This is a genomic window from Povalibacter uvarum (assembly GCF_014202975.1).
Taxonomy (GTDB): domain Bacteria; phylum Pseudomonadota; class Gammaproteobacteria; order Steroidobacterales; family Steroidobacteraceae; genus Steroidobacter; species Steroidobacter uvarum.
The window spans coordinates 105,183-129,079 of sequence record NZ_JACHHZ010000004.1; the positions used below are offsets into that span (position 1 = coordinate 105,183).

At 63.3% G+C, this 23,897-nt stretch carries 19 protein-coding genes; 13 read left to right on the plus strand and 6 right to left on the minus strand.

Going from position 1 to position 23,897, the window contains the following annotated elements; genetic code table 11:
- Window positions 1–22 precede the first annotated feature (22 nt).
- Genes HNQ60_RS16950 through HNQ60_RS16970 form a run of 5 tightly spaced genes read left to right on the plus strand, consistent with a single transcriptional unit; the run spans window position 23 to window position 4,769 of the window.
- Window positions 23–871 carry a 2-keto-4-pentenoate hydratase gene (locus HNQ60_RS16950; protein WP_184333954.1) on the plus strand — a complete coding sequence of 283 codons (849 nt, stop codon included), beginning with the start codon at window positions 23–25 and terminating at the stop codon, window positions 869–871.
- A 17-nt stretch (window positions 872–888) separates the two neighbouring features.
- Entirely contained in the window at window positions 889–2,196 is a 1,308-nt protein-coding gene (locus tag HNQ60_RS16955; protein WP_184333955.1) for an MFS transporter, read from the plus strand.
- A gap of 10 nt (window positions 2,197–2,206) precedes the next feature.
- Complete coding sequence (rhmD, locus tag HNQ60_RS16960; RefSeq protein ID WP_184333956.1) at window positions 2,207–3,394, plus strand: L-rhamnonate dehydratase; 1,188 nt, start codon at window positions 2,207–2,209, stop codon at window positions 3,392–3,394.
- A gap of 3 nt (window positions 3,395–3,397) precedes the next feature.
- On the plus strand, window positions 3,398–4,537 hold the full coding sequence (locus HNQ60_RS16965) for an alpha-hydroxy acid oxidase (protein ID WP_184333957.1): 1,140 nt from the start codon (window positions 3,398–3,400) through the stop codon (window positions 4,535–4,537).
- Window positions 4,538–4,547: 10 nt separating this feature from the next.
- Window positions 4,548–4,769, plus strand: coding sequence for a helix-turn-helix domain-containing protein (locus HNQ60_RS16970; protein WP_184333958.1), 222 nt, complete (start codon window positions 4,548–4,550; stop codon window positions 4,767–4,769).
- Between the two features lie 83 nt (window positions 4,770–4,852).
- Here the strand turns inward: HNQ60_RS16970 and motB are convergent, their stop codons facing one another.
- Together motB and motA are read right to left on the minus strand one after the other, a co-directional pair.
- Window positions 4,853–5,824, minus strand: a complete 972-nt coding sequence (gene motB, locus HNQ60_RS16975; RefSeq protein WP_184333959.1) for a flagellar motor protein MotB — start codon at window positions 5,822–5,824, stop codon at window positions 4,853–4,855.
- 27 nt (window positions 5,825–5,851) lie between these two features.
- Window positions 5,852–6,709, minus strand: coding sequence for a flagellar motor stator protein MotA (gene motA / locus HNQ60_RS16980; RefSeq protein WP_184333960.1), 858 nt, complete (start codon window positions 6,707–6,709; stop codon window positions 5,852–5,854).
- Window positions 6,710–6,870: 161 nt separating this feature from the next.
- On the opposite strand from motA, the gene HNQ60_RS16985 reads away from it, so the two are divergent.
- Both HNQ60_RS16985 and HNQ60_RS16990 read left to right on the plus strand, forming a co-directional pair.
- Window positions 6,871–7,671: a hypothetical protein gene (locus HNQ60_RS16985; RefSeq protein WP_184333961.1), complete on the plus strand. Its 801-nt coding sequence runs from the start codon at window positions 6,871–6,873 to the stop codon at window positions 7,669–7,671.
- A gap of 10 nt (window positions 7,672–7,681) precedes the next feature.
- The gene (locus HNQ60_RS16990; protein ID WP_184333962.1) at window positions 7,682–8,275 is read left to right on the plus strand and encodes a hypothetical protein; all 594 of its coding nucleotides are present in this window, start codon (window positions 7,682–7,684) and stop codon (window positions 8,273–8,275) included.
- 35 nt (window positions 8,276–8,310) lie between these two features.
- Here the strand turns inward: HNQ60_RS16990 and HNQ60_RS16995 are convergent, their stop codons facing one another.
- The 3 genes from HNQ60_RS16995 to HNQ60_RS17005 all read right to left on the minus strand — a co-directional run bounded on the left by HNQ60_RS16995 (window position 8,311) and on the right by HNQ60_RS17005 (window position 12,079).
- Window positions 8,311–9,684 (minus strand): sensor histidine kinase, encoded by a 1,374-nt coding sequence (locus HNQ60_RS16995; protein ID WP_184333963.1) that lies wholly within the window; start codon window positions 9,682–9,684, stop codon window positions 8,311–8,313.
- Between the two features lie 119 nt (window positions 9,685–9,803).
- Window positions 9,804–10,481, minus strand: coding sequence for a winged helix-turn-helix domain-containing protein (locus HNQ60_RS17000; RefSeq protein ID WP_184333964.1), 678 nt, complete (start codon window positions 10,479–10,481; stop codon window positions 9,804–9,806).
- A gap of 110 nt (window positions 10,482–10,591) precedes the next feature.
- Entirely contained in the window at window positions 10,592–12,079 is a 1,488-nt protein-coding gene (locus HNQ60_RS17005; RefSeq protein WP_184333965.1) for a DegQ family serine endoprotease, read from the minus strand.
- A gap of 266 nt (window positions 12,080–12,345) precedes the next feature.
- Here HNQ60_RS17005 and HNQ60_RS17010 point away from each other — a divergent pair, with 266 nt between their 5' ends.
- The 5 genes from HNQ60_RS17010 (at window position 12,346) to HNQ60_RS17030 (ending at window position 18,972) form a co-directional block, all read left to right on the plus strand.
- A complete protein-coding gene (locus HNQ60_RS17010) occupies window positions 12,346–12,972 on the plus strand; it encodes an RNA polymerase sigma factor (protein WP_184333966.1) in 627 nt (208 codons plus the stop codon).
- Between the two features lie 18 nt (window positions 12,973–12,990).
- Entirely contained in the window at window positions 12,991–14,004 is a 1,014-nt protein-coding gene (locus HNQ60_RS17015; RefSeq protein WP_184333967.1) for a FecR domain-containing protein, read from the plus strand.
- A gap of 156 nt (window positions 14,005–14,160) precedes the next feature.
- Complete coding sequence (locus HNQ60_RS17020; protein ID WP_184333968.1) at window positions 14,161–15,843, plus strand: BamA/TamA family outer membrane protein; 1,683 nt, start codon at window positions 14,161–14,163, stop codon at window positions 15,841–15,843.
- 1 nt (window position 15,844) lies between these two features.
- A complete protein-coding gene (locus HNQ60_RS27585; protein WP_184333969.1) occupies window positions 15,845–16,564 on the plus strand; it encodes a phosphatase PAP2 family protein in 720 nt (239 codons plus the stop codon).
- A 65-nt stretch (window positions 16,565–16,629) separates the two neighbouring features.
- A complete protein-coding gene (locus HNQ60_RS17030) occupies window positions 16,630–18,972 on the plus strand; it encodes a TonB-dependent receptor plug domain-containing protein (RefSeq protein ID WP_184333970.1) in 2,343 nt (780 codons plus the stop codon).
- Between the two features lie 61 nt (window positions 18,973–19,033).
- On the opposite strand, the gene HNQ60_RS17035 is transcribed toward HNQ60_RS17030, so the two are convergent.
- Window positions 19,034–19,687: a YceH family protein gene (locus tag HNQ60_RS17035; RefSeq protein ID WP_184333971.1), complete on the minus strand. Its 654-nt coding sequence runs from the start codon at window positions 19,685–19,687 to the stop codon at window positions 19,034–19,036.
- A 159-nt stretch (window positions 19,688–19,846) separates the two neighbouring features.
- Between HNQ60_RS17035 and HNQ60_RS17040 the strand changes: the two genes are divergently transcribed.
- Entirely contained in the window at window positions 19,847–23,809 is a 3,963-nt protein-coding gene (locus HNQ60_RS17040) for a DUF3683 domain-containing protein (RefSeq protein ID WP_407676455.1), read from the plus strand.
- The last annotated feature ends 88 nt before the right edge of the window (window positions 23,810–23,897 follow it).

Here is a 23,897-nt window from a genome sequence, read left to right on the forward strand (position 1 = left end):
CGCTCGATCCCAAGGCATACCGATGAAAGTTCTGCTGCTGTTCCTTGCTTCCACGTCCGCCGCGATCGCTTGCGACGACGATCCGCGAGTCGAGCGAGTCGCAACGTCTTGGCAACAGCAACAAGCGCTACCGGCGCTCGACGATCTCGACCTCGATAGAGCTCTCTGCTTCCAGTCGAGGTTCATGGACCGCATGGCGGAGTCGCTCGGGCCCGTCGTTGGGTACAAAGTTGGCGTTTACACCGCTGCGGCTCGCAAGACGTATGCGGCATCCGCGCCCGTCGTCGGTCAGCTGCGGCAGAAGATGCTGGTGACGGAAGGCAGTGCCATTGCCGCAAGCGACGGGATCGCTCTCGTCTCCGAAGCCGATTTCATCCTCGTTGTGAAAGACTCAGGCATCAACGACGCTCGCACGCGTGAGGAAGCCTATCGACACTTGCGCGGATTCCGTCCGTTCATCGAGGTGCCGGATCTCAACTATGCCGGCTCGGTGAAGCCCAGCCTGGGTCAGCTCGTTGCGCTCAATGTGAATGCGCGCCTCGGTGTGCTCGGCGCAGAGATTCCGCTGCAGCAGACGCGGACCGGGTTTGACGGACTCGCGAATCTGACCGCGGAAGTCACGGTGACCGGTGCGGCAGAAGGCGCTGTACACGCTCGCGGCATCGCACGTGAAACTCTCGGCGATCCGCTCGAGATCGTGCTCGCGGCACGTGACGGCCTGAAGCAGCAGGGCGGCGCTCTCAAGGCCGGCGACCTGATCAGCATCGGTACGCTGACTCCGCCTCGGCCTGTGAAAGCGGGCGAGACTCTCAGCGTTCGCTACAGCGTGGCTCCGTCGACCGCCGGCATCACGGTGCCGTTCGTTCCCTGACACTGCGTCGAGCGGCAATGGACACGCGCTTCTCGAACGCCGATCCGGAACTCGACGGCGCCGTTCAGAAGGCGATCCGCCGGCTCGTGCCGTTCCTGCTGCTGATGTACGTGTTGGCGTTTCTCGATCGTGCCAACGTCGGTTTCGCCGAACACGCGTTCAAGGCCGACACGGGTTTGTCGAACGCGGCCTATGCGTTCGGCGCCGGCATCTTCTTCCTTGGGTATTCGCTCTTCGAGGTGCCGAGCAACCTGCTCATGCATCGCTTCGGCGCGCGCGTGTGGATGTGCCGGATCATGGTGACCTGGGGCCTGATATCGGCCGCCATGGTCGCCGTGCAGGGGGAGATCTCGTTCTATGCTCTGCGGTTTCTCCTCGGCGTTGCCGAGGCCGGATTCTTTCCGGGCGTGATCTATTTTCTGTCGCAGTGGTTTCCGGCGTACGCGCGAACGCGGGCCATCGGCTTCTTCTACTTCGGAGCACCGCTGGCGTTCATCTTCGGCGGTCCGCTTTCCGGAATGCTGCTGGAGATGCACGGCTTTGCCGGCATGCATGGCTGGCAGTGGATGTTCCTCATCGAAGGACTGCTTGCGAGCATCGTTGGCGTGTGGGCGTTCTGGTACCTGGACGATCGCCCCGAGGATGCGCGGTGGCTGACGCCCGGGCAACGCACGGCACTCGGCAAGGCCGTGCTGGCCGAGGATCGTCACAAAGTGGCCCACGGTCCGCAGGATCTTCTCTCCGTGCTGACCAACATGCGTGTGCTCTTCCTGTCCGCGATCTATTTCCTGATCCAGATGAGTGTCTACGGAGTCGTGTTCTTCCTGCCTTCCCAGGTTGCCGCATTGGTCGGCGAACAGGTTGGCATCAAAGTGGGTCTCGTCACCTCGATTCCGTGGATGTGCGCGCTCATCGCTGTCTACCTTGTCCCGCAATGGGCGAAGCAGGGCAGGAATACAGCAATGATTGCGGCAGTGACGCTCGCCGTGAGCGCGGCGGGAATCGCCATGTCAGTCGCTTCCTCTTCGCCGCTGCTGTCGCTGACCGCACTTTGCCTCGCGGCGGCGGGATTCATTGCTGTGCAGCCGCTGTTCTGGAGTTTCCCAACGGGTTACCTCGGCGGGGTGGCTGCTGCCGGAGGAATTGCACTCATCAACTCGCTGGGATCGCTCGGCGGATTCTTCGCGCCCAACGTCAAGGCTTTCACCGAGCAGGCGCTCGCATCATCGCAGGCGGGCCTGTACGTGCTTGCGGGTACGACGCTGCTTGGCGCGGGCTTGTTCATCGGATTGCGTGAGCGCCCGGCACGCACCGCTGCAGTTTGAGATTCAAGTCATGTCGAAGATGCCGACGATCAAACAGGTACGGGCTTTCACTCTGCGAGGCGGCGGTGCCGACTATCACGACCAGAAGGGCGGTCACTGGATCGACGATCACATCGCGACGCCGATGAGCAAGTACCCACAGTACCGCCAGAGCCGGCAGAGCTTCGGCATCAACGTGCTGGGTACATTGGTCGTGGAGATCGAAGCGAGCGACGGCACGGTCGGATTCTCTGTTACAACCGGCGGCGAAATCGGCTGCTGGATCGTGGAGAAGCACCTCGCGAGATTTCTCGAAGGCGCCTGCGTGACGGATATCGAGAAGCTGTGGGACCAGATGTTCAATGCGACGCTGTACTACGGTCGCAAGGGCGTTGTCATCAATACGATTTCCGGCGTCGATCTCGCGCTCTGGGATCTGCTTGCGAAAGTCCGTGGTGAGCCCGTGCACGCATTGCTCGGCGGGGCGGTGCGCGATGAGCTCGTGTTCTATGCAACGGGAGCGCGTCCGGACCTGGCGAAGCAAATGGGGTTCATCGGCGGCAAGCTGCCATTGCATCATGGTCCGGCGGAACGTGAAGAAGGGCTGCGCAAGAACCTGGAGTTGCTCGGCGACATGCGCCAGCGGGTCGGCGACGACTTCTGGCTGATGTACGACTGCTGGATGAGTCTCGACGTCGAATACGCGACGCGGCTGGCGAACGCGGCCGCCGAGTTCGATCTGAAATGGATCGAGGAAGCGCTGCCGCCGGATGACTACTGGGGCTATGCCGAACTGCGTCGCAACGTTCCCTCCGGCATGCTCGTGACGACGGGTGAGCATGAAGCAACGCGGTGGGGCTTTCGCATGCTCCTCGAAATGGAGTGCTGCGACATCCTGCAGCCGGATGTCGGCTGGTGCGGCGGCATCACGGAGCTGCTGAAGATATCGGCGCTTGCCGATGCGCGCGGCAAGTTGGTCGTGCCGCACGGCTCATCGGTCTACAGCTACCACTTCGTGATCACCCGTCAGAATAGTCCGTTCGCGGAATTCCTGATGATGGCGCCGCAAGCCGACAAGGTGGTGCCGATGTTCTCGCCGCAGTTGCTCGACGAACCCGTTCCCGTCAACGGACGCATGAGAGCTTCCGCACTCGATGCTCCGGGTTTCGGTGTGCGGCTGAACCCGGCGTGCGATCTGCATCGACCTCACACTCACTGACCCATGGCCATCGTCAACAGCATCGCGGACCTCCGCGAACTCGCCCGCCGTCGCATTCCGAAAGCGATCTTCGACTACGCCGATCGCGGGGCGTACGACGAGGTCACGATCGACCGCAATCGTCGCGATCTCGCGGCGCTCGAGTTTCGCCAGCGCGTGATGGTGGACGTGTCGACGCAGTCGCTGCGAACGACGCTGGTCGGTGAAGATGCCGCCATGCCGCTGGCGATCGGGCCCACGGGCCTCACGGGTCTGTTCCACGCCGATGGCGAAATGCTGGGTGCGCGCGCCGCCGAGGCCTTCGGCATTCCGTTCTGCCTTAGCACGATGTCGATCTGCTCGATCGAAGATGTGCGCAGCGTCGTGAAGAAGCCGTTCTGGTTTCAGCTGTACCTGATGAGAGATCGCAGCTTCAACGAAGAGCTCATCGAGCGCGCGAAGGCGGCGCAGTGCTCGGCGCTGATGCTGACCGTCGACATGCCGATTCAGGGGCTGCGTCGCCGCGATCCCAAGAACGGGCTGAGCATTCCGCCTCGGCTGACGTTGCGGAACGCCATCGATGTGGCGACCAAGCCCACGTGGGCTTTGCGAGTGCTCAGGGGACGGCGCCGCACGTTCGGCAATCTGGCGGGACGAATGCAGAACACCGGTGGTCTCACGACACTGTCACAATGGATCGGCTCGCAGTTCGATCCGACGGTCACCTGGCGCGATATCGAGTGGGTGCGCAGCCGCTGGCCCGGAAGACTCATCGTCAAGGGAATCCTCGACGCCGAGGATGCGCGTCTCGCGTGCGACAGCGGAGTCGATGCGCTCGTCGTGTCCAATCATGGGGGGCGCCAGCTCGACGGCGCTCCTTCGACGATCTCCGTACTGCCGAAGATCGCCGAAGCAGTCGGCGGACGTTGCGAGGTTCTCTTCGACGGCGGCGTTCAGTCGGGTCAGGACGTGCTCAAGGCATTGGCTCGCGGTGCGCGCGGCTGCCTCATCGGCAAAGCCTTTCTCTATGCATTGGCTGCGAACGGCGAGGCCGGTGTTACGAGCGCCCTGGAGATCATCAGCAGGGAACTGCAGGTGAGCATGGCGCTGACCGGAAGCAACGATGTGCGGCGCATCCCCGCGAACGTCCTGCAGAACGCATGAGGAAGTATCTATGAGATTTCCCTGGAGAACGGCGAGCGGTGCGGTGTGGACCGTCGAGGACGTGCGCAGACTGCGCGAGATGGCGGATCAGGGCATGTCGCCACGGATCATTGCAACGCAGCTGAATCGATCGGAGTCTTCGATCAGGAACAAGGCGGGGATGCATGGCATCTCGTTGCGCTCGCGACTGGTCGCGGTGCCGCAGGAAGAGTCGATGTTGGCGGCTCGCTAGGTCATTACCGTCACACCCGCGAAAGCGGGTGTCCATCTTCTCCAGATCCGGATGGATTCCCGCGTTCGCGGGAGTGACGGCGGTTACTGCGCCGCTTCCGGCGCCACCGCCGCAACCGGTTCACCTTCAGCCGTTGCTGCGCCGCCCTGCTGGTTGTCCTGCACGCTCAGCAACGAGCCGTTCTCGTGATTGATGGCATCCTCCGTGCGCTTGTTCATCACGACGATGCTGATGCGGCGATTGATCGGGCTGTCCGGAATCTGCGGGTCGAGAAGAACGCTCGAAGCCAGGCCGACGACACGGCCGATCTTCTCAGGCGTGAGACCGCCGCCGATGAGTGAACGACGCGCGGCGTTCGCGCGATCGGCCGACAGCTCCCAGTTGCTGTAATTCACGCGACCGTACGGACGGATATCCGTGTGGCCGCTGATGCTGATGCGGTTCGGCACGTTGTCGATGATCGTCGTCAGCTCGCGCAGGATGTTGTCCGCGAACGGCTCGAGCACCGGACTGCCGAGCGGGAACATGGAGCGCCGCTCGTGATCGATGATCTGGATACGGACGCCTTCAGGTGTCACGTCGAGAAGAATCTGGTCCTTGAACTGCGCCAGCGATTCGCGCTGATCGATCGCGTCGCGCAGCTGACTGAGCAGGCCTTCGAGCCTTTCCTTGTCGAGCTCTTCCGCGAGCTTCTCCGCGTCCGCAGGATCTGCCGGCTGTGTTTCCGCGGTCGCCGTGCGATGCAGCTCCATGCCGCCACCGAGCTGGATCATGCTCGTGCTGGCACCGCCGGGTCCCTGGATCGATGTCGGCGACGGCACGGTGCTCGTGCCCGGCACAGCCGACGGATTCTGGAAGTACTCGGAGATCGCACCTTTCTGTTCCTCGGTCGTGGAGCCCATGAGCCACAGCAACAGGAAGAACGCCATCATCGCGGTCGCGAAGTCGGCGAATGCAACTTTCCACGAGCCACCGTGATGGCCGTGCGCATGCTTCTTGACGCGCTTGATGATGATCGGCGCGACTTGGCCAGCGTCTTTGGGTCGGGCAGCCATGGTGGAAGCTACGTGCGCTCGCGCTCGTTAAGCTTTTTTGCCCCTGAGCTGCGCTTCGAGATCCTTGAAGCTCGGGCGCAGTTCGCCCGGCGTCGCCTTGCGGCCGAACTCGATCGCCACCTGCGGCGGGTGCCCCTGCAGGAAGCCGAGGATGCAGATCTTGATCGTGTTGTAGAACTGCGTTTCGTCGCGAGCCATGCGCTCCATCGCCGTGCTCATCGGGCCGACGAAGCCGTACGCGATCAGAATGCCGAGGAAGGTGCCGACCAGCGCGGCCGCCACTTTCTTGCCGATCTCTTCAGGAGGGCCGCCGAGCGCGCCCATGGTGTTCACGATCCCGAGCACTGCGGCCACGATACCGAAGCCGGGCAATGCGTCCGACACTTTGCTCAACGCACCGGCAGGTTCGCCGGCGTCGTGGTGATGTGTTTCGATTTCGACATCCATCAGCGCTTCGAGCTGATGCTGGTCCATGTCGCCGCTGATGATCAGGCGCAGGTAGTCCTGGATGAATTCGATGACGTGCTTGTCCTTGAGGATGAGCGGACGCTTCGCGAAGATCTCGCTCTTCGTGGGGTCTTCGATGACGCGCTCGAGGCCCATCATGCCTTCCTTGCGCGCGACCGAGAGCAGGTCGTACATGACAGCGAAGAGCGCCTGGTAGTGCGTCTTCTTGTAGGGCGACCCCTTCATGATCTGGCCGATGCCGCCCAGTGCACGCTTCGTGACACTGAATGGATTGGCGATGACGAACGCGCCCGCGGCGGCGCCGCCGATGATGAGGACTTCATACGGCTGCCAGAGCGCCATCAATTGTCCGCCATGCGCGGCATAACCGCCGAGCACGCAGCCCATGACAATGACGATGCCGAGTATCAGATTCATGAACGGGTCCTAAGGCTCACCGGCACGGATAGTCCCGTCCCGAACATAAAGTCGGCCGGGGACGCCGGACCTTGAGTGCCAACCACGTACGCCCTTCCCTGATCGGATTCGGGGACAATGCCGAGGGCGCGATTCCCCCGTGGGAGGCCAATGTGAGCGATATGAAACTGTTAACTGCGTCATGGCGCACTGCGGTGCTTTTCCTGGTGGCCTGGGCCCCAGGGCAGTCGCTGGCCCAGTCGCTGGAGATCATCGATCTCAAGTACCGGACCGCCCCTGAGGTCATCCCGATCGTGCAGCCGCTCGTGGAGCCCGGCGGCGCGCTGAGCGGTTCGGACTACAAGCTGTTCCTGCGGGCCAGCGCCGCGAACGTGGCGCAGATCAAGCGGGCTCTGGCCGAGATCGATCGGCAGCCGCGCCAGCTCATGGTTTCGGTGCGCCGCGCGACGCGGGACGCGATCGACAGGGAAGCGATCGCTGGTACGGCAGTCATCACCAATCAAGGCAGCCGGGCCACCGTGCATGCCACAGACGGCAGCATCCGTAGTGAGGACTCGAACGTGAGCTCGGTGCAGATGCTCGAAGGGGGTTCAGCGCGGATCTCGACGGGCCAGAGCATTCCGATGGTGACGGCCGTGCTCGCCGCCGGCGGCAGACGCCCCTGGCTGGGCGCGTCCACCGAATACAAGGATGTGAGCACCGGCTTCATCGTCACGCCTCGCGTGACCGGAAGTCGCGTGATGCTCGACATCTCGCAGCAGGCACAACGAGTGAGCGGCAATTCGTCGACGATCCAGAGCCAGTCCATCGATACGCAGGTTGGCGGCGCGCTCGGCCAGTGGATCTCGCTGGGCGGCGTCAGCGAGTCGGGGCAATCGCGCGGCAGCGGAACGTTGAGCCGCAGCTACTCGACCGGCAGCAGCGACATGGAAGTTTGGGTGAAGGTAGAGATGGGTCGCTGAGAGCGCTGTGATGCTGCGACACTGGAAACCCCTGCTTGCGATCGGCGCCTGCTTCTTCGGCATCGTGGGCATGCTGTCGGGCCGTCCGATCGAACGGTCGCCGGGTGTTCTGGCACCGGAGGAGCCCATCCAGATGGCAGCCGAAACGGCGCCGTTCGACCATGGGGATTACCGGGTCGCCCCGCGGGCCCGGTATGACATCACGGCGCGTGTGCTTTCGGTCGAGCCCTACAGGGTGGATGGCGGCGCAGGGATCGCTCCGATCGATTTCGCAGTCGGCTGGGGCCCGATGTCCGACAGCACGGTGCTCGATCACTTCCGGGTCACGCAGGGATCGCGGTTCTTCACGATCTATCCCGACGAGGAAGCCATCGATCTGCCCACCGCTCTGCGCAGTGCGGCCAACATGCATCTCATCCCCGGATCAGCGCAAGTGCGTGAGCAACTCGAGTCCACTCGCGCGGGCAACATCGTGCGCTTGCAGGGCATGCTCGTGAACGTCAGTCGCGCGGACGGATTCACCTGGGAAACTTCCCTCAGTCGCAATGACACGGGTGCGGGTGCCTGCGAGCTCTTCTTCGTGGAGCAGGTGGAAGTCAGGTGATCGAAAGCGCTGCCGATCGGGCAGTCGCGCAGTAATCAGCCCTTCTGGAATCGACAAGCCACTCTGAGGCCCGGCGCATTGTCCGAGAGCTCGACCGTGCCGCGATGGAGCCGCATCACTGCCGCGACGAGACTGAGGCCCAGGCCGCTGCCGGTCTGGGTGCGATCGCGTTCGAGGCGAACGAACGGCTGGAGAATATGTTCACGCTCAGCGGCGGGCACTCCCGGACCATTGTCGGCCACGGTGAGGTTCACTTCGTTGCTCGTCGTTTCGACAGCGACGTCGATGCGCCCGCTCGCAGGAACGTACTTCAGCGCGTTCTCCACCAGGTTGACGAGTGCCTGCGCCAATAGCTGCTGATTGCCGCGGATGATGGCGTGGGTTTCGCCGCTGAAGGCCAGAGATAGGCCGCGTTCGCTCGCTTCAGGCTGATAGAGATCGACGATTTCACGCGCGAGCTCCGCGAGGTCAACGGCTTGGAGTGCGAGTTCGCGCGCACTACCATCGGCCTGAGCAATCTGCAGCAGCGTTCCCAACGTGCGCTGCACGCGATCGAGCTCGGCGAGCGTGGCGTCCATGACTTCACGCGATCCGCTCGCGAGGTCCGGGTGCTGCAGCGCTTCCTCGATCCGCACCCGGGCTCGATAGAGCGGTGCGCGCAGGTCGTGGGCTGCGCTGTCGAACGTCGTGCGCAATACGCTTGTCTGCTGCTCGATGCGATCGAGCATGCCGTTCACGGTCTTGGCCAGCTCATCGAATTCGTCGTGCGAGCCTTCGACTGGGAGGCGCTCCGACAGCCGGCCCGTCATGATCGATTCGCAAGTCGTCGCCACCGCCGCAATACGACGGCGCACGCGCTGGCTGTAGAAATAAGTGACCGGCACTGCGAGCGCGAGACACAGGCTCGTGCCCCAGATCATTGCGGAGCGCAGGCGCGACGCGAGTTGCTTGCGTTCGAGGATGTCCGTTCCGACGAGCAATGACCTTCCCGACGGCAGCTTGAAAATCTGCGCGCGTACGGGATGCGCGACGACTCCGCCGTGTTCGCTCGCATCGATCTCGAACTCGATCCACGCATCGCTGGTCGCGATCTGTTCCGGCCAGCCGGCGATGTTTCCGGCGATACGACGTCCCTGTGCATCCACCAGCAGGTAGACAGCGCCAGTGCGTCCCCAGCTGTCAGCGCGCCGATGCAATGTCTCGACGAGCTGCAGCACGCCGCCGCGACGATAGTCGTCGATGAGCCCATTGACCTCCGCCTGGATGACGACATCGACTTCGTGATCGAGCACACGAGCCGTGAGGATGTAGACGGTGGTGAGAAGGATCGCGATGCCCGCGGCAAAGATCGCCGCGAACAGCGCGGTCAGGCGGGAGGTGGAGAGGCGGAATTTGCGGGGAGCGGACATGGTTCGTTCGTCATTCCCGCGCAGGCGGGAATCCATCTTATCTGAAAGCCATGGATTGCCGCGTTCGCGGGAATGACGCAGGCGCAGCCCGATTCGCTGCGGGCAGTGCCAGCCATCAACTATTCGGATTCCTTCAATACATACCCAGCGCCCCTGACCGTATGAATCAACGGCCGCGGGAACCCCTTGTCGACCGCGTTGCGCAGTCGGCTCATGTGAACGTCGATGATGTTCGTCTGCGGATCGAAGTGCAGGTTCCACACGCCTTCGAGCAGCATCGTGCGGGTGATGACCTGGCCGGGGCGGCGCATCAGGTACTCGAGCAGCTGGAATTCCTTGGTCGTGAGATCGATGTTGCGGCCTGCGCGCGTGACGTGGCGGCCGAGCAGGTCGACTTCGAGATCGCCGACCTGCAGTCGCGTTGCTTCCGCGGCCGATGCGCTGCGCCGGCTCAGCGCTTCGATGCGTGCAAGGAGTTCGGCGAACGCGAACGGCTTGGTCAGGTAGTCGTCGCCGCCGACCTTCAGCCCGTGAACGCGATCGTCGACCGTGCCCAGCGCGGACAGAATCAGTACGGGAGTGCGATCACCTTTCTCACGCAGCGAGGCGATGATCGCGAGACCGTCCATGAAGGGCAGTTGCCGGTCGGCAATGATCACGTCGTACCGGTTCTGCGTGGCTCGCGCGAGACCGTCACGACCGTCGGCACTGTGGTCGATCGTGTAGCCGCTCTCGCGCAGACCCTTGATCAGGTACTCGGCCGCCTGGAGATCGTCTTCGATGAGAAGCAAGGACATAGCGGTAGCGGTTAGCGGTTGGCGGTTGGCAAGAGTTCAGAAACAAGACAAAGGCCGTGAGCACCGGATCGGGGTGCTCACGGCCAGGGCCTTATCTGGTCACTAAACTGTCAGCCTACGCGGACTGGAACGAAGATCTGGGCATTCTCGCGCTCGATGAGGAGGGCGACAACCTTTCCGCCCTTGCCGGCGGCTTTGCGCAGTTCATCCACCGACTTCACGGGCTTGCCGTTGACGCCCAGGATGATGTCGCCGGGTTGCACGCCGGCTTCGGCTGCGGGGCCGCCCACGTCTTCGACGAGGATCGAGCCGCTGGTTTCGGCCTGGCGCTTCTCTTCCGGGGCGAGCGGGCGAACGGCGAGTCCCAGCTTGCTTTCGGTGTCGTCCGCGGCGTTGCCACGTGAAGCCACCTGTTCCGCCTGCTCCTTGATCTCCTCCGGTCGCGCGGTCACGGTCTTCGTGCTGCCGTCGCGCCACACTTCGATCTTCACCGGCGTGCCGGGCTTGGTTTCGGCAATGATCGCCGGGACCTGAGCGGATCGATCGATCTCGTTGCCGTCCACTTTCAGGATGACGTCACCGGCCTTGATGCCCGCCTTGTCGCCGGGGCTGTCGCTTTCGACCATGCCGACGAGCGCGCCACGCGGACGATCGAGTCCGAACGAATCGGCGAGCTGGGCATCGACTTCCTGGATAGACACGCCGATGCGGCTGCGGGTCACCTTGCCCGTTGCGACGAGCTGTTCCTGCACCCGCGTCGCCACATCGATCGGAATTGCGAACGACAGGCCCATGTAGCCTCCCGTGCGGCTGTAGATCTGCGAGTTGATGCCGACGACTTCGCCCTTGAGATTGAAGAGCGGTCCGCCGGAGTTGCCCGGATTCACCGCGACGTCCGTCTGAATGAAAGGTGTGTAGTTCGCAGCGCCCGGCATCGAGCGCGACGTCGCGCTCACGACGCCTGCCGTCACGCTGTTCTCGAAGCCGAACGGCGAGCCGATCGCGATCACCCATTCGCCGGGCTTGAGCGTCGATGCGTCGCCGAGCTTCACGATCGGCAGGTTTTTCGCTTCGATCTTGATGACGGCCACATCCGTACGTTCGTCGACCCCGATGACCTTGGCCTCGTACTCGCGCCGGTTGGTCATCTTCACCGTGACCGATGAAGCGCCGTCGACGACGTGGGCGTTGGTGAGAATGTAGCCGTCCGCGCTCACGATGAAGCCCGAGCCTTCGCCACGCGCGGGCTGGGGGTTGCCACGCGGCATCTGGCCGCCGCCGAACCGACGGAAGAATTCGTAGAACGGGTCGTTGGGCGACATGCCCGGTCCGCTGGAATTCGGTCCGCCGCTGAAATTGCCGACCGGTTGCGCTTTCTCGACGACGGCGACGTTCACGACCGCGGCACCGTAGTGCTCGACGAGCGTCGTGAAGTCCGGCAGCCCCGTGACGACTGGCGCAGTCGCCGCCGAAGCAGGCGTCGCCGCGTCCGCACGGGCGCCGGCCAGAGACGACACCACTTGTTCCTGAGAGCAGGCAGCCAGCGAAAACCCGACTGCCGCGATGCAAAGAGAAGCCCGAGCCAGATTCGCAACCATAGATGCTTACTCCGCCGAATGAGTTGACTTGGCGCCGTCCCGCGCCGGATCAAAGGCATGGACTGCCGCTTTCGCGGGAGTCCATCCGGACGTTGCTCACGTTGAGACGACCGATGCCCGGGAAAGTTTGGTGGCGCAGGCCGGCGATTCCAGTTTCTTACAAAGAATTCATATGGATAGGCCGGTCTTCGCCCGCTCAGCGGCGCGGGAAAACCGCGATTGATTCCGCTTGCGAAGCGCGTCCAACGGGCAGACAGTGGCTAATCGTGGACGCGGAATTGATCGACGACCGTGAACTGGTGCGGCGCATGCTCGCCGGCGAGGAACGCGCCTTCAACGCGTTCTTCAACGACTTCTTTCCGCGCGTCTACCGTTTTGCCCTGCCGCGGCTGGCCGGCGATCAGGAGACCGCGAAGGAAGTCGTGCAGGCAACGCTCGTCAAGGCGATCCGCCATCTGGCCAACTACCGGGGCGATGCGGCATTGTTCAGCTGGGTCTGCCAGATCTGTCGGCATCAGATCGTCGACCATCTGCGGGTCCATCGGCGTCACAGCAAGCATGTGACTCTGCTCGAGGACAGCCCGGATCTGCGGGCCGCTCTCGAATCGATCGAAGCGCCGGCGGAAGATGAGCCGTTGCAGCACTACGGCACCGAAGAAACACGCCGGCTGATTCGCAGCGTGCTCGATCGCCTGCCGGGCCGTTACGGAGATGTGCTCGAATGGAAGTATGTCGAGGGACGCTCGGTCGAAGAGATCGGCGCGCTGCTCGGCATCGGCCACACGGCTGCGCAATCGATGCTGGCGCGTGCGCGTGTTGCGTTTCGCGAGGCGCTCGAAACGGTGTTCGGATCGACCGCCGCGGATGTACTCGCTGGGATGCGTAGTGTCTGAAGTGATGCACACGAGTCCATGAACGAGAAACTCCCCACTGCCGGGCTGGATGAAGACTCCGAAGACGAACGGAGTCTGCGCGATCTGCTGCGCGAGGCGGGCGCGCGCGACGTGCCTTCCAGCGAGGTGATGAACGAAGTGCGCCAGGTCGTGCACGGTGAATGGCGCGAGCTCGTCGAGCAACGCCAGCGTCGCCGCCGGTTTGTCGGATTCAGCGCGGCCGCCGGCATCGCAGCCGCGGTCGTTGCCGTTACGCTCGTATTCCAGATGGGTTCGAAGACTGGTGAACCTGTGGCGACTGTCGCCCGGGTCGACGGAGTTCTGCAGGCCGCCGCCGGCGGCAGCGATGAATGGCACCCCATCGTCCAGGGAGCGACGGTCACGACCGGGTCGATGTTGCGCACGGACGAGGGCACGCGTGTAGCGTTGACGTTGCCGAACGGCGTGTCGATGCGGATCGCGGCCGGCACGCTGATCGAGCTCAAGTCGCCGGAGCGCGTTGCGCTCGACAGCGGCGCGCTGTACGTCGATGCGAACCACCGCGCCGGCGCGCCAGCGGACCAGGCGCTGGTCATTGAAACTCTTTACGGCGCCGTCCGTCACCTGGGCACGCAGTACGAAGTCAGGACGATTCGATCCGGTATCGAAGTCAGCGTTCGCGAAGGCCGTGTCGAGATTGCAGGGCAGGGCGATACATACGTGGGCGCAGCGGGCGACCGTATGACCATCAGCAACCAGGGTGTGTCGGAACGCAACCGCATCTCCACGCAGGATCCGCGCTGGCAGTGGGCGACGAGCATCGCGCCCGTGTTCGATATCGAGCGTCAGCCGCTGTCGCGATTCCTCGAATGGGTCGCGCGCGAGACGGGCAAGCCCGTTGAGTACGCGACCCCAGAGCTGCAGGCGAGCGCGGGGCAACTCATTCTGCGCGGCTCCATCAACAATCTTCCTCCGGAGCAGGCGCTGGCCGCGGTTCTCGCGACCACGCCGTTCAAGCATTCCGAGACGGAAGCGGCGATCCTGATTCACTGAGAGCCTCCGTCATTCCCGCGAAAGCGGGAATCCACGCCTGTTAGGAGAAGATGGATCCCCGCTTTCGCGGGGATGACAGCTCGCCGCCTTTTTCCCCGATTGCTCCGTGCGCGTGAGTGCGTCCTACGCACAGCAGCCTCCTGTTCCGGAGCCCCCGTGAAAACCGCCGCGACAATCTCCGTCCTGTGCTGCCTGTGGGCAGTCGCCGAAGCCGAAGAAGCGCCGGTCGAGCAAGTGGCGCTCAATCTGCCCCCGGCTGCACGTTCGTCGTCGCATTCCCTCGATGACGCTCGCCTGCAACTCGATCACGCGCTCATCGGCAACGTCGAAATCCGGATCGACGATGTGTTCGAGGATGCAAACGATCTTTCGGCGCCGTACAAGCTCGCCAACGCGCTGCATATCTCTACGCGGGTGCGGACGATCGCCGAGCAGCTCCTGTTCCACACGGGTGACGCGTACAACCCGCATGCGCTCGCCGAGTCGGCCCGGATGCTGCGCGAGCAGCGTTATCTGAGCGATGCGACGATCGAGCCGGTTCGCTACAACGACGACAACACCGTCGATGTCGTCGTGCATGTCCACGACGTGTGGACAATGAGTCCCGGGATCTCCTTCGGTCGAAAGGGCGGCGCAAATGCGGTGAACCTGGAGTTCGAGGACACGAACTTCCTCGGTCTCGGCAAACAGATTGCCGTGGATCGATCCAGCGATGTCGATCGCGATGCATGGCGGTTCGCCTACAAGGATCCGCACTTGTTCGGGAGCTGGTGGCGGCTCGGGGCGAGTTATGCCGACATGAGCGACGGTCGCGAGGAGTCGCTGTCGCTGACCCGGCCGTTCTATTCGCTCGATACGCGATGGAGTCTCGGCGTCGGCGGGTTCGATTCGACTTCGACGCAGTCGCAGTACTCGCTCGGCGAGATCGTGAATCAGTACGCCGTCCATCAGCAAGCGTTCGATCTCGGCGGCGGCATCTCCGAAGGTTTACAGGATGGCTGGGTGCGACGCTGGATAACGGGCGTGCGCTACGACGCGCGTGACTTCTCGCTGGCGCCGCCGAAGGATGGAGTCAACGCGATGGTCCCGGAAGATCGCGTGCTCTCGTATCCGTGGGTTGGCATCGAAGTCATCCAGGATCAGTATCGGCAGACGCGCAATCTCGATCAGATCGGACGCACGGAGGATCTGCACCTCGGCCGCTCAGCCCGGCTCGAACTCGGCTACGCGTCGAGCGCCTTCGGCTCGACGCACGACGCCGTCGTCCTGAATGGAACGCTGCAGGCGGGATTCGAGCCGCTCGAGGATCACTACTCCATCAGCTCGCTCGCCCTGAACGGGCGACTCGAGGACGGCGAAGTCCACAACGGAACGCTCGAGGTCGGCAGTCGCTACTACATGCGGCAATCGCCGCGTCGCGTTCTCTTTGGCGCGGTGTCGGCTTCGTTCACGTCGAATCTCGATCCCGACACGCAGCTCCTGCTCGGCGGCGACAGCGGGCTGCGCGGGTATCCGCTTCGCTACCAGGCCGGTACGACACGGGCTCTGCTGACGCTCGAGGAGCGCTTCTATACGCGCTGGCAGCCGCTCAAGCTGTTCAATGTCGGCGCGGCGGTGTTCTTCGATGCAGGTCGCACATGGGGAACCGATCCTTATGCGCTCGCAGGCGGCAGCGGCGAGTCGCTCGGCTGGCTGCGGGATGTCGGTGTGGGCCTGCGGCTGGGAAGTGCGCGTTCGGGTCTCGGCAACGTCCTGCACATCGATGTCGCCTGTCCGCTGGATGGCGGCAAGGACATCGACAGCGTGCAGTTCCTCATCGAAACACGGCGTTCGTTCTGAAGTGTCAGCGCATGCGGATGCCTGGTGGGACGAGCTGCGCTGGCCATTGCTCGCCTTTGCGGTCGCCATTGCGATCATCAGCGCGACGGGCGCGGATACGCGGATCGCGGGCACGATTTTCTTCGACGAAGCGCGCATGCGGTGGCGCGGCGGAGAGAGCTGGTGGGCCAACGATTTTCTGCACACCGGAGGCCGCTGGTTCATCCGCTCACTGGTGGCGTCCGCCTGTTGTCTGTGGATCACGACTTTCTTCGTCGACCGGTGGCGGCAACGGCGGCGTCCCGTGGCCTATTTCATTGTTTCGATGGTTCTCGCCATCGGCTGCGTCGGATTGTTGAAGCAACTGACCAACGTCGATTGCCCGTGGGACCTGCAGCTGTTCGGCGGCCGGCTTCCCTACGTGTCGCTGTTCAGCGATCGGTTGGAGTCGCTGCGTGCCGCCCATTGCTTCCCGGCCGCCCATGCGAGCTCCGGCTATGCGCTGATGACTCTGTATTTCGCGATACGCGAACGGTCACGCGCTTGGGCGACGGTCGGACTCGCTGCCGGTGTTGCTGCCGGACTGGTCTTCGGGCTGGCACAGCAGTCGCGTGGCGCGCACTTCCTGTCGCACGATGTATGGAGCTCGATGCTGGTATGGCTGATCGCATCGAGCGTCTATCGGTTCGGTTTTCGCAGCCGGTTGTGGAGTCGGCCCAATTCAATCGAACCCGGGGTTTGATTAAGATGCCGCGAGTGAAGTCGTTCGCTGGATGACTTCGTCCGCACGGAACGGCATCCTTCAGCTTGAGCGATTCATTCATCACCGGTGGCCGGCACAGCGCGATTCGCGCCGCGATCGCGTGCATGGTGTTTGCCTGCAGCGTTGCAGTCGCTGCGCCCTACCAGGGCCGTCGCGTCAGCGATGTGCTCGATCAGCTGCGGGTCGAAGGGCTCACGTTCATCTACAACACCAGTCTCGTCTCCGATGATCTCGTGATTGGTGTCGAGCCGAGTGCGCAGCGGGGAGTCGAACTGGCGCGGGAAATTCTCGGGCAGCACGGGCTGGTGCTCGCCGAGGTGGCTCCGAAGACCTTCGCAGTGCAGCGAGGGGAACCGCCGCAACCTGCGAAGCCGAAACCAGCCGAACCCGCCGCGGCGCGTCCGATCGTCGAGGAAGTCGTCGTTCAGACGAGCCGATACGCACTCGCGTCCGATGTCGCGGGCTCGCACGCGTTCCTCGATCAGATCCAGGTGACGAATCTGCCGCGCCTCGGCGATGAGACCCTCCAGGCCGTGCAGCGATTGCCGGGTGTGGCGGCCAATGGGTTCTCGAGCATTGCTTCGATTCGCGGCGGTGTTCCCAACGAAACCGCGATCGTGCTCGACGGCCTGCGGCTCTATGAACCGTTCCATCTGAAGAATTACCTGAGCCCGGTGAGCCTGCTCGATTCGCGGCTGATCGCGGGGCTCGACGTGTACTTCGGTGGATTTCCGGTCATGTACGGCGATCGCATGAGCGCGATCATCGATGCACGCTCGATCCGGCCGGAGCAATCGCGGTACTACGAGCTGGGCCTGAGTCTCTTTCACGCCAATGCACTCGCGTCCGGAAAATTCCACGACGACCGGGCGCAATTGCTCGTCTCCGCGCGACGCAGCAATCTCGGCGAGCTCGCGCAGTTCGCGGAGAACGATTTCGGCAAGCCGGAGTACTCGGACGGCTTCGCGAGGTTCGACTATCAGTTCAGCGAAGCAACCAGAGCGTCGCTGAGCACGCTGCTCTCCCACGACCAGATTTCCGCGATCCGATCCGGCGGTACGGAACGTGCGCAGGATGAGTCGACCAACGTCTACACGTGGGCGGCGCTCGAGCATGACTGGTCCGGTTCGCTGACCAGTCGCGCGATCGCTTCATGGACCGACATCGTCGACAAACGACGCGGGCAGGTGGATGACCCGGATCGTCGCTTCGGCACGGTCGTCGATGACCGCACTTTCAGCGTGGTCGGCCTGCGCATCGACAACGACTGGAACGCGGAGAACCTCATTCACCGCTTCGGCGCGGAAGTGCGCCGCCTGTGGGCCGACTACGAGTACGACGCAAACATTTCCTTCGCGGCGGGTTTCCCATTCCCCGGTTCTCCGCCTGCGACTCGTGCGCGCAACGTCGTGTTGCATCCGGACGGCTTCGAAGCATCGGGCTACTGGGATACGCGTTTCGAAGTGAATCCTCGTTGGACGCTCGAAGGCGGCCTGCGGATCGACACGCAGACCTACGACGGCTCAGGCGATTCCGAGCAATGGAGCCCGCGAGTGAGCGTGCTCTATCTCTGGAACCCAGAGACGCGGCTGCGTGCGAGCTGGGGGCGCTTTTACCAGTCGCAGGGCATCAATGAGCTGCAGGTGGAGGACGGGGTCGACCGGTTCTATCCGGCGCAGCATGCGAACCACGCGATCTTCAGCATCGAACGTACATTTGCCGGACAGCTCGACGCGCGACTGGAGTTGTACCGCAAGGACTATCGCCAGCTGAATCCGCGCTTCGAGAATCTTTTCGATCCGCTCGTGCTGCTGCCGGAGATCGAGTTCGATCGGGTCCGCATCGCGCCGGACAGCGCTCGCGTCGATGGCGCCGAAGTCTGGTTCAACTGGCACCCCGACAGTCATTGGAGCGGCTGGCTGAGCTATACATGGTCGCAAGCACGCGATCGCACTGCGGGGGACGACGTATATCGCAGCTGGGATCAGCGCCATGCCGTCAGCCTGGGGATCGCGTGGACGAGTGGGCCTTGGGCAGCGACGCTCGCGAACAGCTTCCACACCGGATGGCCGACGACTCAGCTGAGTCTGGTGCCCGATCCGGCCCCCGGCCAGTCGCCGGTGGTTCTGGGCCCGCGCAACGCGCTGCGCTACGACGACTTCAATTCACTCGATCTTCGCGTCACCCGAACCTTCGATCTGCCTCGCGGCCAGCTCGATGTGTTCATCGAAGTGACGAACATGACCTCACGCGAGAATCCTTGCTGCACGGAGTATCGCGTCATCGACACGCCGGCAGGCCCGGCGCTGGAGTCCAGCACCGACAACTGGCTGCCGATGGTGCCGTCGATGGGGGTGCTGTGGCGATACGGGAAGGAGAAAGAGTAAGAGGTAAGAGTAAGAATCTCCCCGTGTGCCCCGTGGAGATTCTTCGTCTTGCTTCTTCCTCTCACTCCAGCTTCGCCTTCAACTCATCCAGTTCGCGGCGCAGTTCCGCGACGATTTCTTCCAGTTTCTCGATTCGCTCTGCTTGTGGCTGGGGGCGAGGGATCTGCACCATCGATTCGGTCGCGGAGGCTTCGGGAATCTCGACATCGCCGCTGAACAGATGCGCATAGCGTGAATCGCGGCGACCGGCTTCGCGCGGCAGCTGCACAACGAAAGGTCCGTCTTCACGCTTGGCGAGATTGAGAAGCGCGGACTCGACTTCGGAAACGTCGTTCACCTCCGCCATGCGCGCGGCACGCGTCTTGAGTTCGCCAGGCGTCTGAGGGCCACGGACCAGGAGTTCGCAAAGGATGCCGGTTTCGAGCGGCGTGAAAGTGAGCGAGCCGAAGCCGGTGTTGCAGAACCGATGCTGGTACTTCTGTACGCGGCTGCCGAAGCCGGACTTCTCCAGGACGAAGTGCTTGCGGACGAGGGAGTCCAGCGTCTGCTGCACCGTGCGCTCGTCCAGATCCATGATCGGGTCGCGGTTGCTCTTCTGATTGCACGCGGCAGTCAGGGAGTTCAGGGACAGCGGATACTGGTCCGGTGTCGTGATTGCCTTCTCGATCAGGCAGCCGATCACGCGGGCTTCGAGGGCCGTCAGCTCGATGTTCACCCTGAGGGTCCTTATTCGATTTGGTTACGAGAATATAAGCAAAGAACGCCCGCGTTGCCGCAGTTGTGTGGATTTCGGCCTGCACCTCATTGGACCGTCCGCACCGGCGACCACTACAATTCGTCGCCCCAGATCGCCACCGCTAGCGAGTCAGCCTTGCTGAACCTGTCCCTGCCGCTCGATCCCGTCGAGGCGGAACGCATTCCCGTCCCCGAAGCTCCCGCGCGCCTGCGCGAGATTCCCTACAACTACACCTCGTTCTCGGACCGGGAGATCGTCATTCGGCTGCTCGGCGAGCCGGTCTGGCAGGTGCTGGACGAGCTGCGGACTGAGCGCCGGACTGGCCGTTCGGCGCGGATGCTGTACGAAGTGCTCGGCGACATCTGGGTCGTTCAGCGCAACCCCTATCTCCAGGACGACCTGATCGACAATCCGAAGCGTCGCCGCCTGCTGATCGACGCCCTGCACCATCGCTTGAACGAGGTCGAGCGTCGCCGCGAGCCTGCGGACGCGGATCGCAATGCAAAGGTCGGCCAGTTGCTCGAAGCGGCCCGCAAGGCGGTCGAGTCGTTCGCGAGCGAATTCGACCGGGTCGCTACGCTGCGAAAGCGGGCGCGCAAGCTCTTCGCGCGCTACACCCGTGAAGATTGCATCCGGTTCGACGCCTTCGCACGCGTGTCGCACGTCACTGATGCCACTGACTGGCGAATCGAATATCCGTTCGTCGTGCTGTCGCCGGATGCCGAGAAGGAAATCCCGGCGCTCGTTCGCGCTTGCATCGAGCTCGGACTCACAGTGATTCCCCGCGGCGGTGGTACTGGCTACACCGGCGGCGCGATCCCGCTGACCAGCATGTCGGCCGTCATCAATACCGAGAAGCTCGAGCGCCTCGATGCCGTGGAGCTGGGCGAGCTGCAGGGAGTCGAGGGCAAGGTCCCGACGATCTACAGCGAAGCCGGCGTCGTGACTCGCCGCGTGTCGGATGCCGCCGAGCGTGCGGGTTACGTCTTCGCGGTCGATCCCACATCAGCGGACGCGTCGTGCATCGGCGGCAACATCGCGATGAACGCGGGCGGCAAGAAGGCGGTTCTCTGGGGCACCGCGGTCGACAATCTCGCGTGGTGGCGAATGGTCGATCCGGAAGGCAACTGGCTCGAGGTCACTCGCGTCGGCCACAACCGCGGCAAGATTCATGAAGTCGACGTCGCCCGGTTCGACGTCGTGTGGAAAGACGGACGTGAAGCACCCGATCGGGCGCGCGTCATCAATACCGCGCGGATCGATATCGAAGGCCGCAAGTTCCGCAAGGTCGGTCTCGGCAAGGACGTCACAGACAAATTCCTCGGCGGCCTGCCGGGCGTGCAGAAAGAAGGTTGCGACGGCCTGATCACGTCGGCGCGCTGGGTGCTGCATCGCATGCCGAAGCACATCCGCACGGTGTGCATGGAGTTCTTCGGTCACGCGCGTTATGCGATTCCATCGATCGTCGAGATCAAGAATTTTCTCGACAGCGAGGCGCGCACGAGCGGTGTGCAGCTCGCCGGTCTAGAGCATCTGGACGAGCGTTATCTGCGCGCCGTCGGTTACGCAACGAAGTCGAAGCGCGGTGCATTGCCGAAGATGGTGCTGATCGGCGATATCGTGGGCGATGACGATGACGCCGTGGCGCGTGCCACCTCCGAAGTCGTGCGGCTGGCGAACGCCAGATCCGGCGAAGGCTTCGTCGCCGTCAATCCGGATGCGCGCAAGAAGTTCTGGCTCGATCGTTCGCGGACGGCGGCGATCGCGCGCCATACCAACGCATTCAAGATCAACGAAGACGTCGTCATCCCCCTCGACCGGATGGGCGACTACACGGATGCGATCGAGCGCATCAACATCGAGCTGTCCTTCAAGAACAAGCTGGTGATGCTGTCCGAGCTCGGGCGCTTCTTCGCCGGTGAGCTCCAGCTCGGCAAGGTCGACGATCCCGACATGGAGCGGGCTTCGCGACAGGAACTGATCGGCGATCGCCAGCAACAGGCGCGGCAGGTGATCGCTACGGCGCACGCGCGCTGGGCGTATCTATATGAGAACCTCGATACGCCGCTGCGCGACGCCCTCTCGCAGTTGTCGATGCTGGGCTTCGAACCGGTGCGGGGCGATTTCGAAACGCGGCTGGAAAAGGAGCCCGACGTCCGCCTGTTCGACCTGATCCAGGACCGGACGATCCGTACGTCCTGGAAGACAGAAGTCCGCGCGCACCTGCGCAGGCTCTTTGTGGGCGGCGCCTTCATTCCGGTTCTGCAAGCGGCGGAGGAGATTCACAAGCGCGTGCTGCGCGGTCGCGTATGGGTCGCTTTGCACATGCACGCCGGCGACGGCAATGTGCATACGAACATCCCCGTCAACTCCGACGACTACGAGATGCTTCAGGAAGCCTATCGCGCGGTCGAGCGGATCATGCAGATCGCGCGCGGGCTGAATGGTGTGATCTCGGGCGAGCACGGCATCGGCATCACCAAGCTCGAGTTCCTGTCGGACGATGAGACCGCGGAATTTCGTCGCTACAAGGATCGCGTCGATCCGGACGGTCGCTTCAACCGGGGCAAGCTCCTGCCGGGCGCCGACCTGCGCAACGCCTGGACGCCGAGCTTCAACCTGATGGGTCATGAGTCGCTCATCATGCAGCACTCGGACATCAACTCGATCTCCGATGCGATCAAGGACTGCCTGCGCTGCGGCAAGTGCAAACCGGTCTGCGCGACGCATGTGCCGAGAGCGAACCTGCTCTATTCGCCGCGCAACAAGATTCTTGCCACATCGCTGCTCATCGAGGCCTTCCTCTACGAAGAGCAGACGCGCCGTGGCATCTCGATCCGGCATTTCGATGAGTTCTCCGACGTGGCCGATCACTGCACCGTGTGCCACAAGTGCGTAACGCCGTGTCCTGTGAACATCGATTTCGGCGATGTGTCGATGGCGATGCGCGACCTGCTGCGGCGCATGGGCAAGAAGCGCTTCAATCCAGGAACCGCCGCTTCGATGCTGTTCCTGAATGCGACGAACCCTGAAACCATCAAGCTCACGCGCAAAGCGATGATCGACTGGGGCTTCAAGGCGCAGCGCTTCGCCAATCGGGCGCTCGGTGCCTTCGCATCGGGCCAGACCAGGCGGCCGCCGGCAACGACCGGCAAGCCGGCGCTCAAGGAGCAGGTCCTGCACTTCGTGAACAAGAAGATGCCGGGCGGTCTGCCGAAGAAGACGGCGCGCGCGCTGCTCGATATCGAGGATCGTCACTACGTGCCGATCATTCGCGATCCGCAGCGCACGAGCAGCGACTCGGAGGCGGTGTTCTATTTCCCCGGGTGCGGTTCGGAGCGGCTGTTCTCGCAAGTGGGGCTCGCGACGCAGGCGATGCTGTGGCACGTCGGCGTCCAGACCGTGCTGCCGCCGGGCTATCTGTGCTGCGGCTACCCGCAGCGAGGCTCGGGCGACTTCGAGAAGGCGGAGAAGATGATCACGGACAACCGGGTCCTGTTCCACCGCGTCGCGAACACGCTCAACTATCTCGATATCAAGACGGTCGTCGTGAGTTGCGGCACCTGCTACGACCAGCTGCAGGGCTACAAATTCGAAGAGATCTTCCCGGGCTGCCGCATCATCGATATTCACGAGTACCTGATGGAGCGGGGCGTGAGGCTCGAAGGGGTCACCGGCGTGCGCTACATGTACCACGACCCGTGCCACACGCCGATCAAGCAGCACGATCCGCTGAAGGTCGTGAATGCCCTCATGAACTCGCAGGCGAACGGCAAGATCGAGAAGAACGACCGCTGCTGCGGCGAGTCGGGAACGTTCGCGGTGACGCGTCCGGACGTGGCTACGCAGGTCCGCTTCCGCAAGGAGCAGGAGATGCGTGCAGGTGCGGACAAGTTGCGCGCCGATGGCTTCAAGGGCGAGGTAAAGATCCTCACTTCGTGCCCGTCCTGCCTGCAGGGACTGAAGCGCTACAACGACGATGCTTCGACCGAAGCCGACTACATCGTCGTCGAGATCGCGCGTCATGTGCTGGGCGAGGAGTGGATGCCTGCTTATGTGAAAGCCGCGAACAACGGCGGGATCGAGCGGGTGCTGGTCTAGTCGGCGGCTGGCGACAACGGTTTTCCCTTACCGCCCGCGTCAACCGTTCGCGGACCCGCACGTTTATGCTCCGTTGTGTTCTCAACGG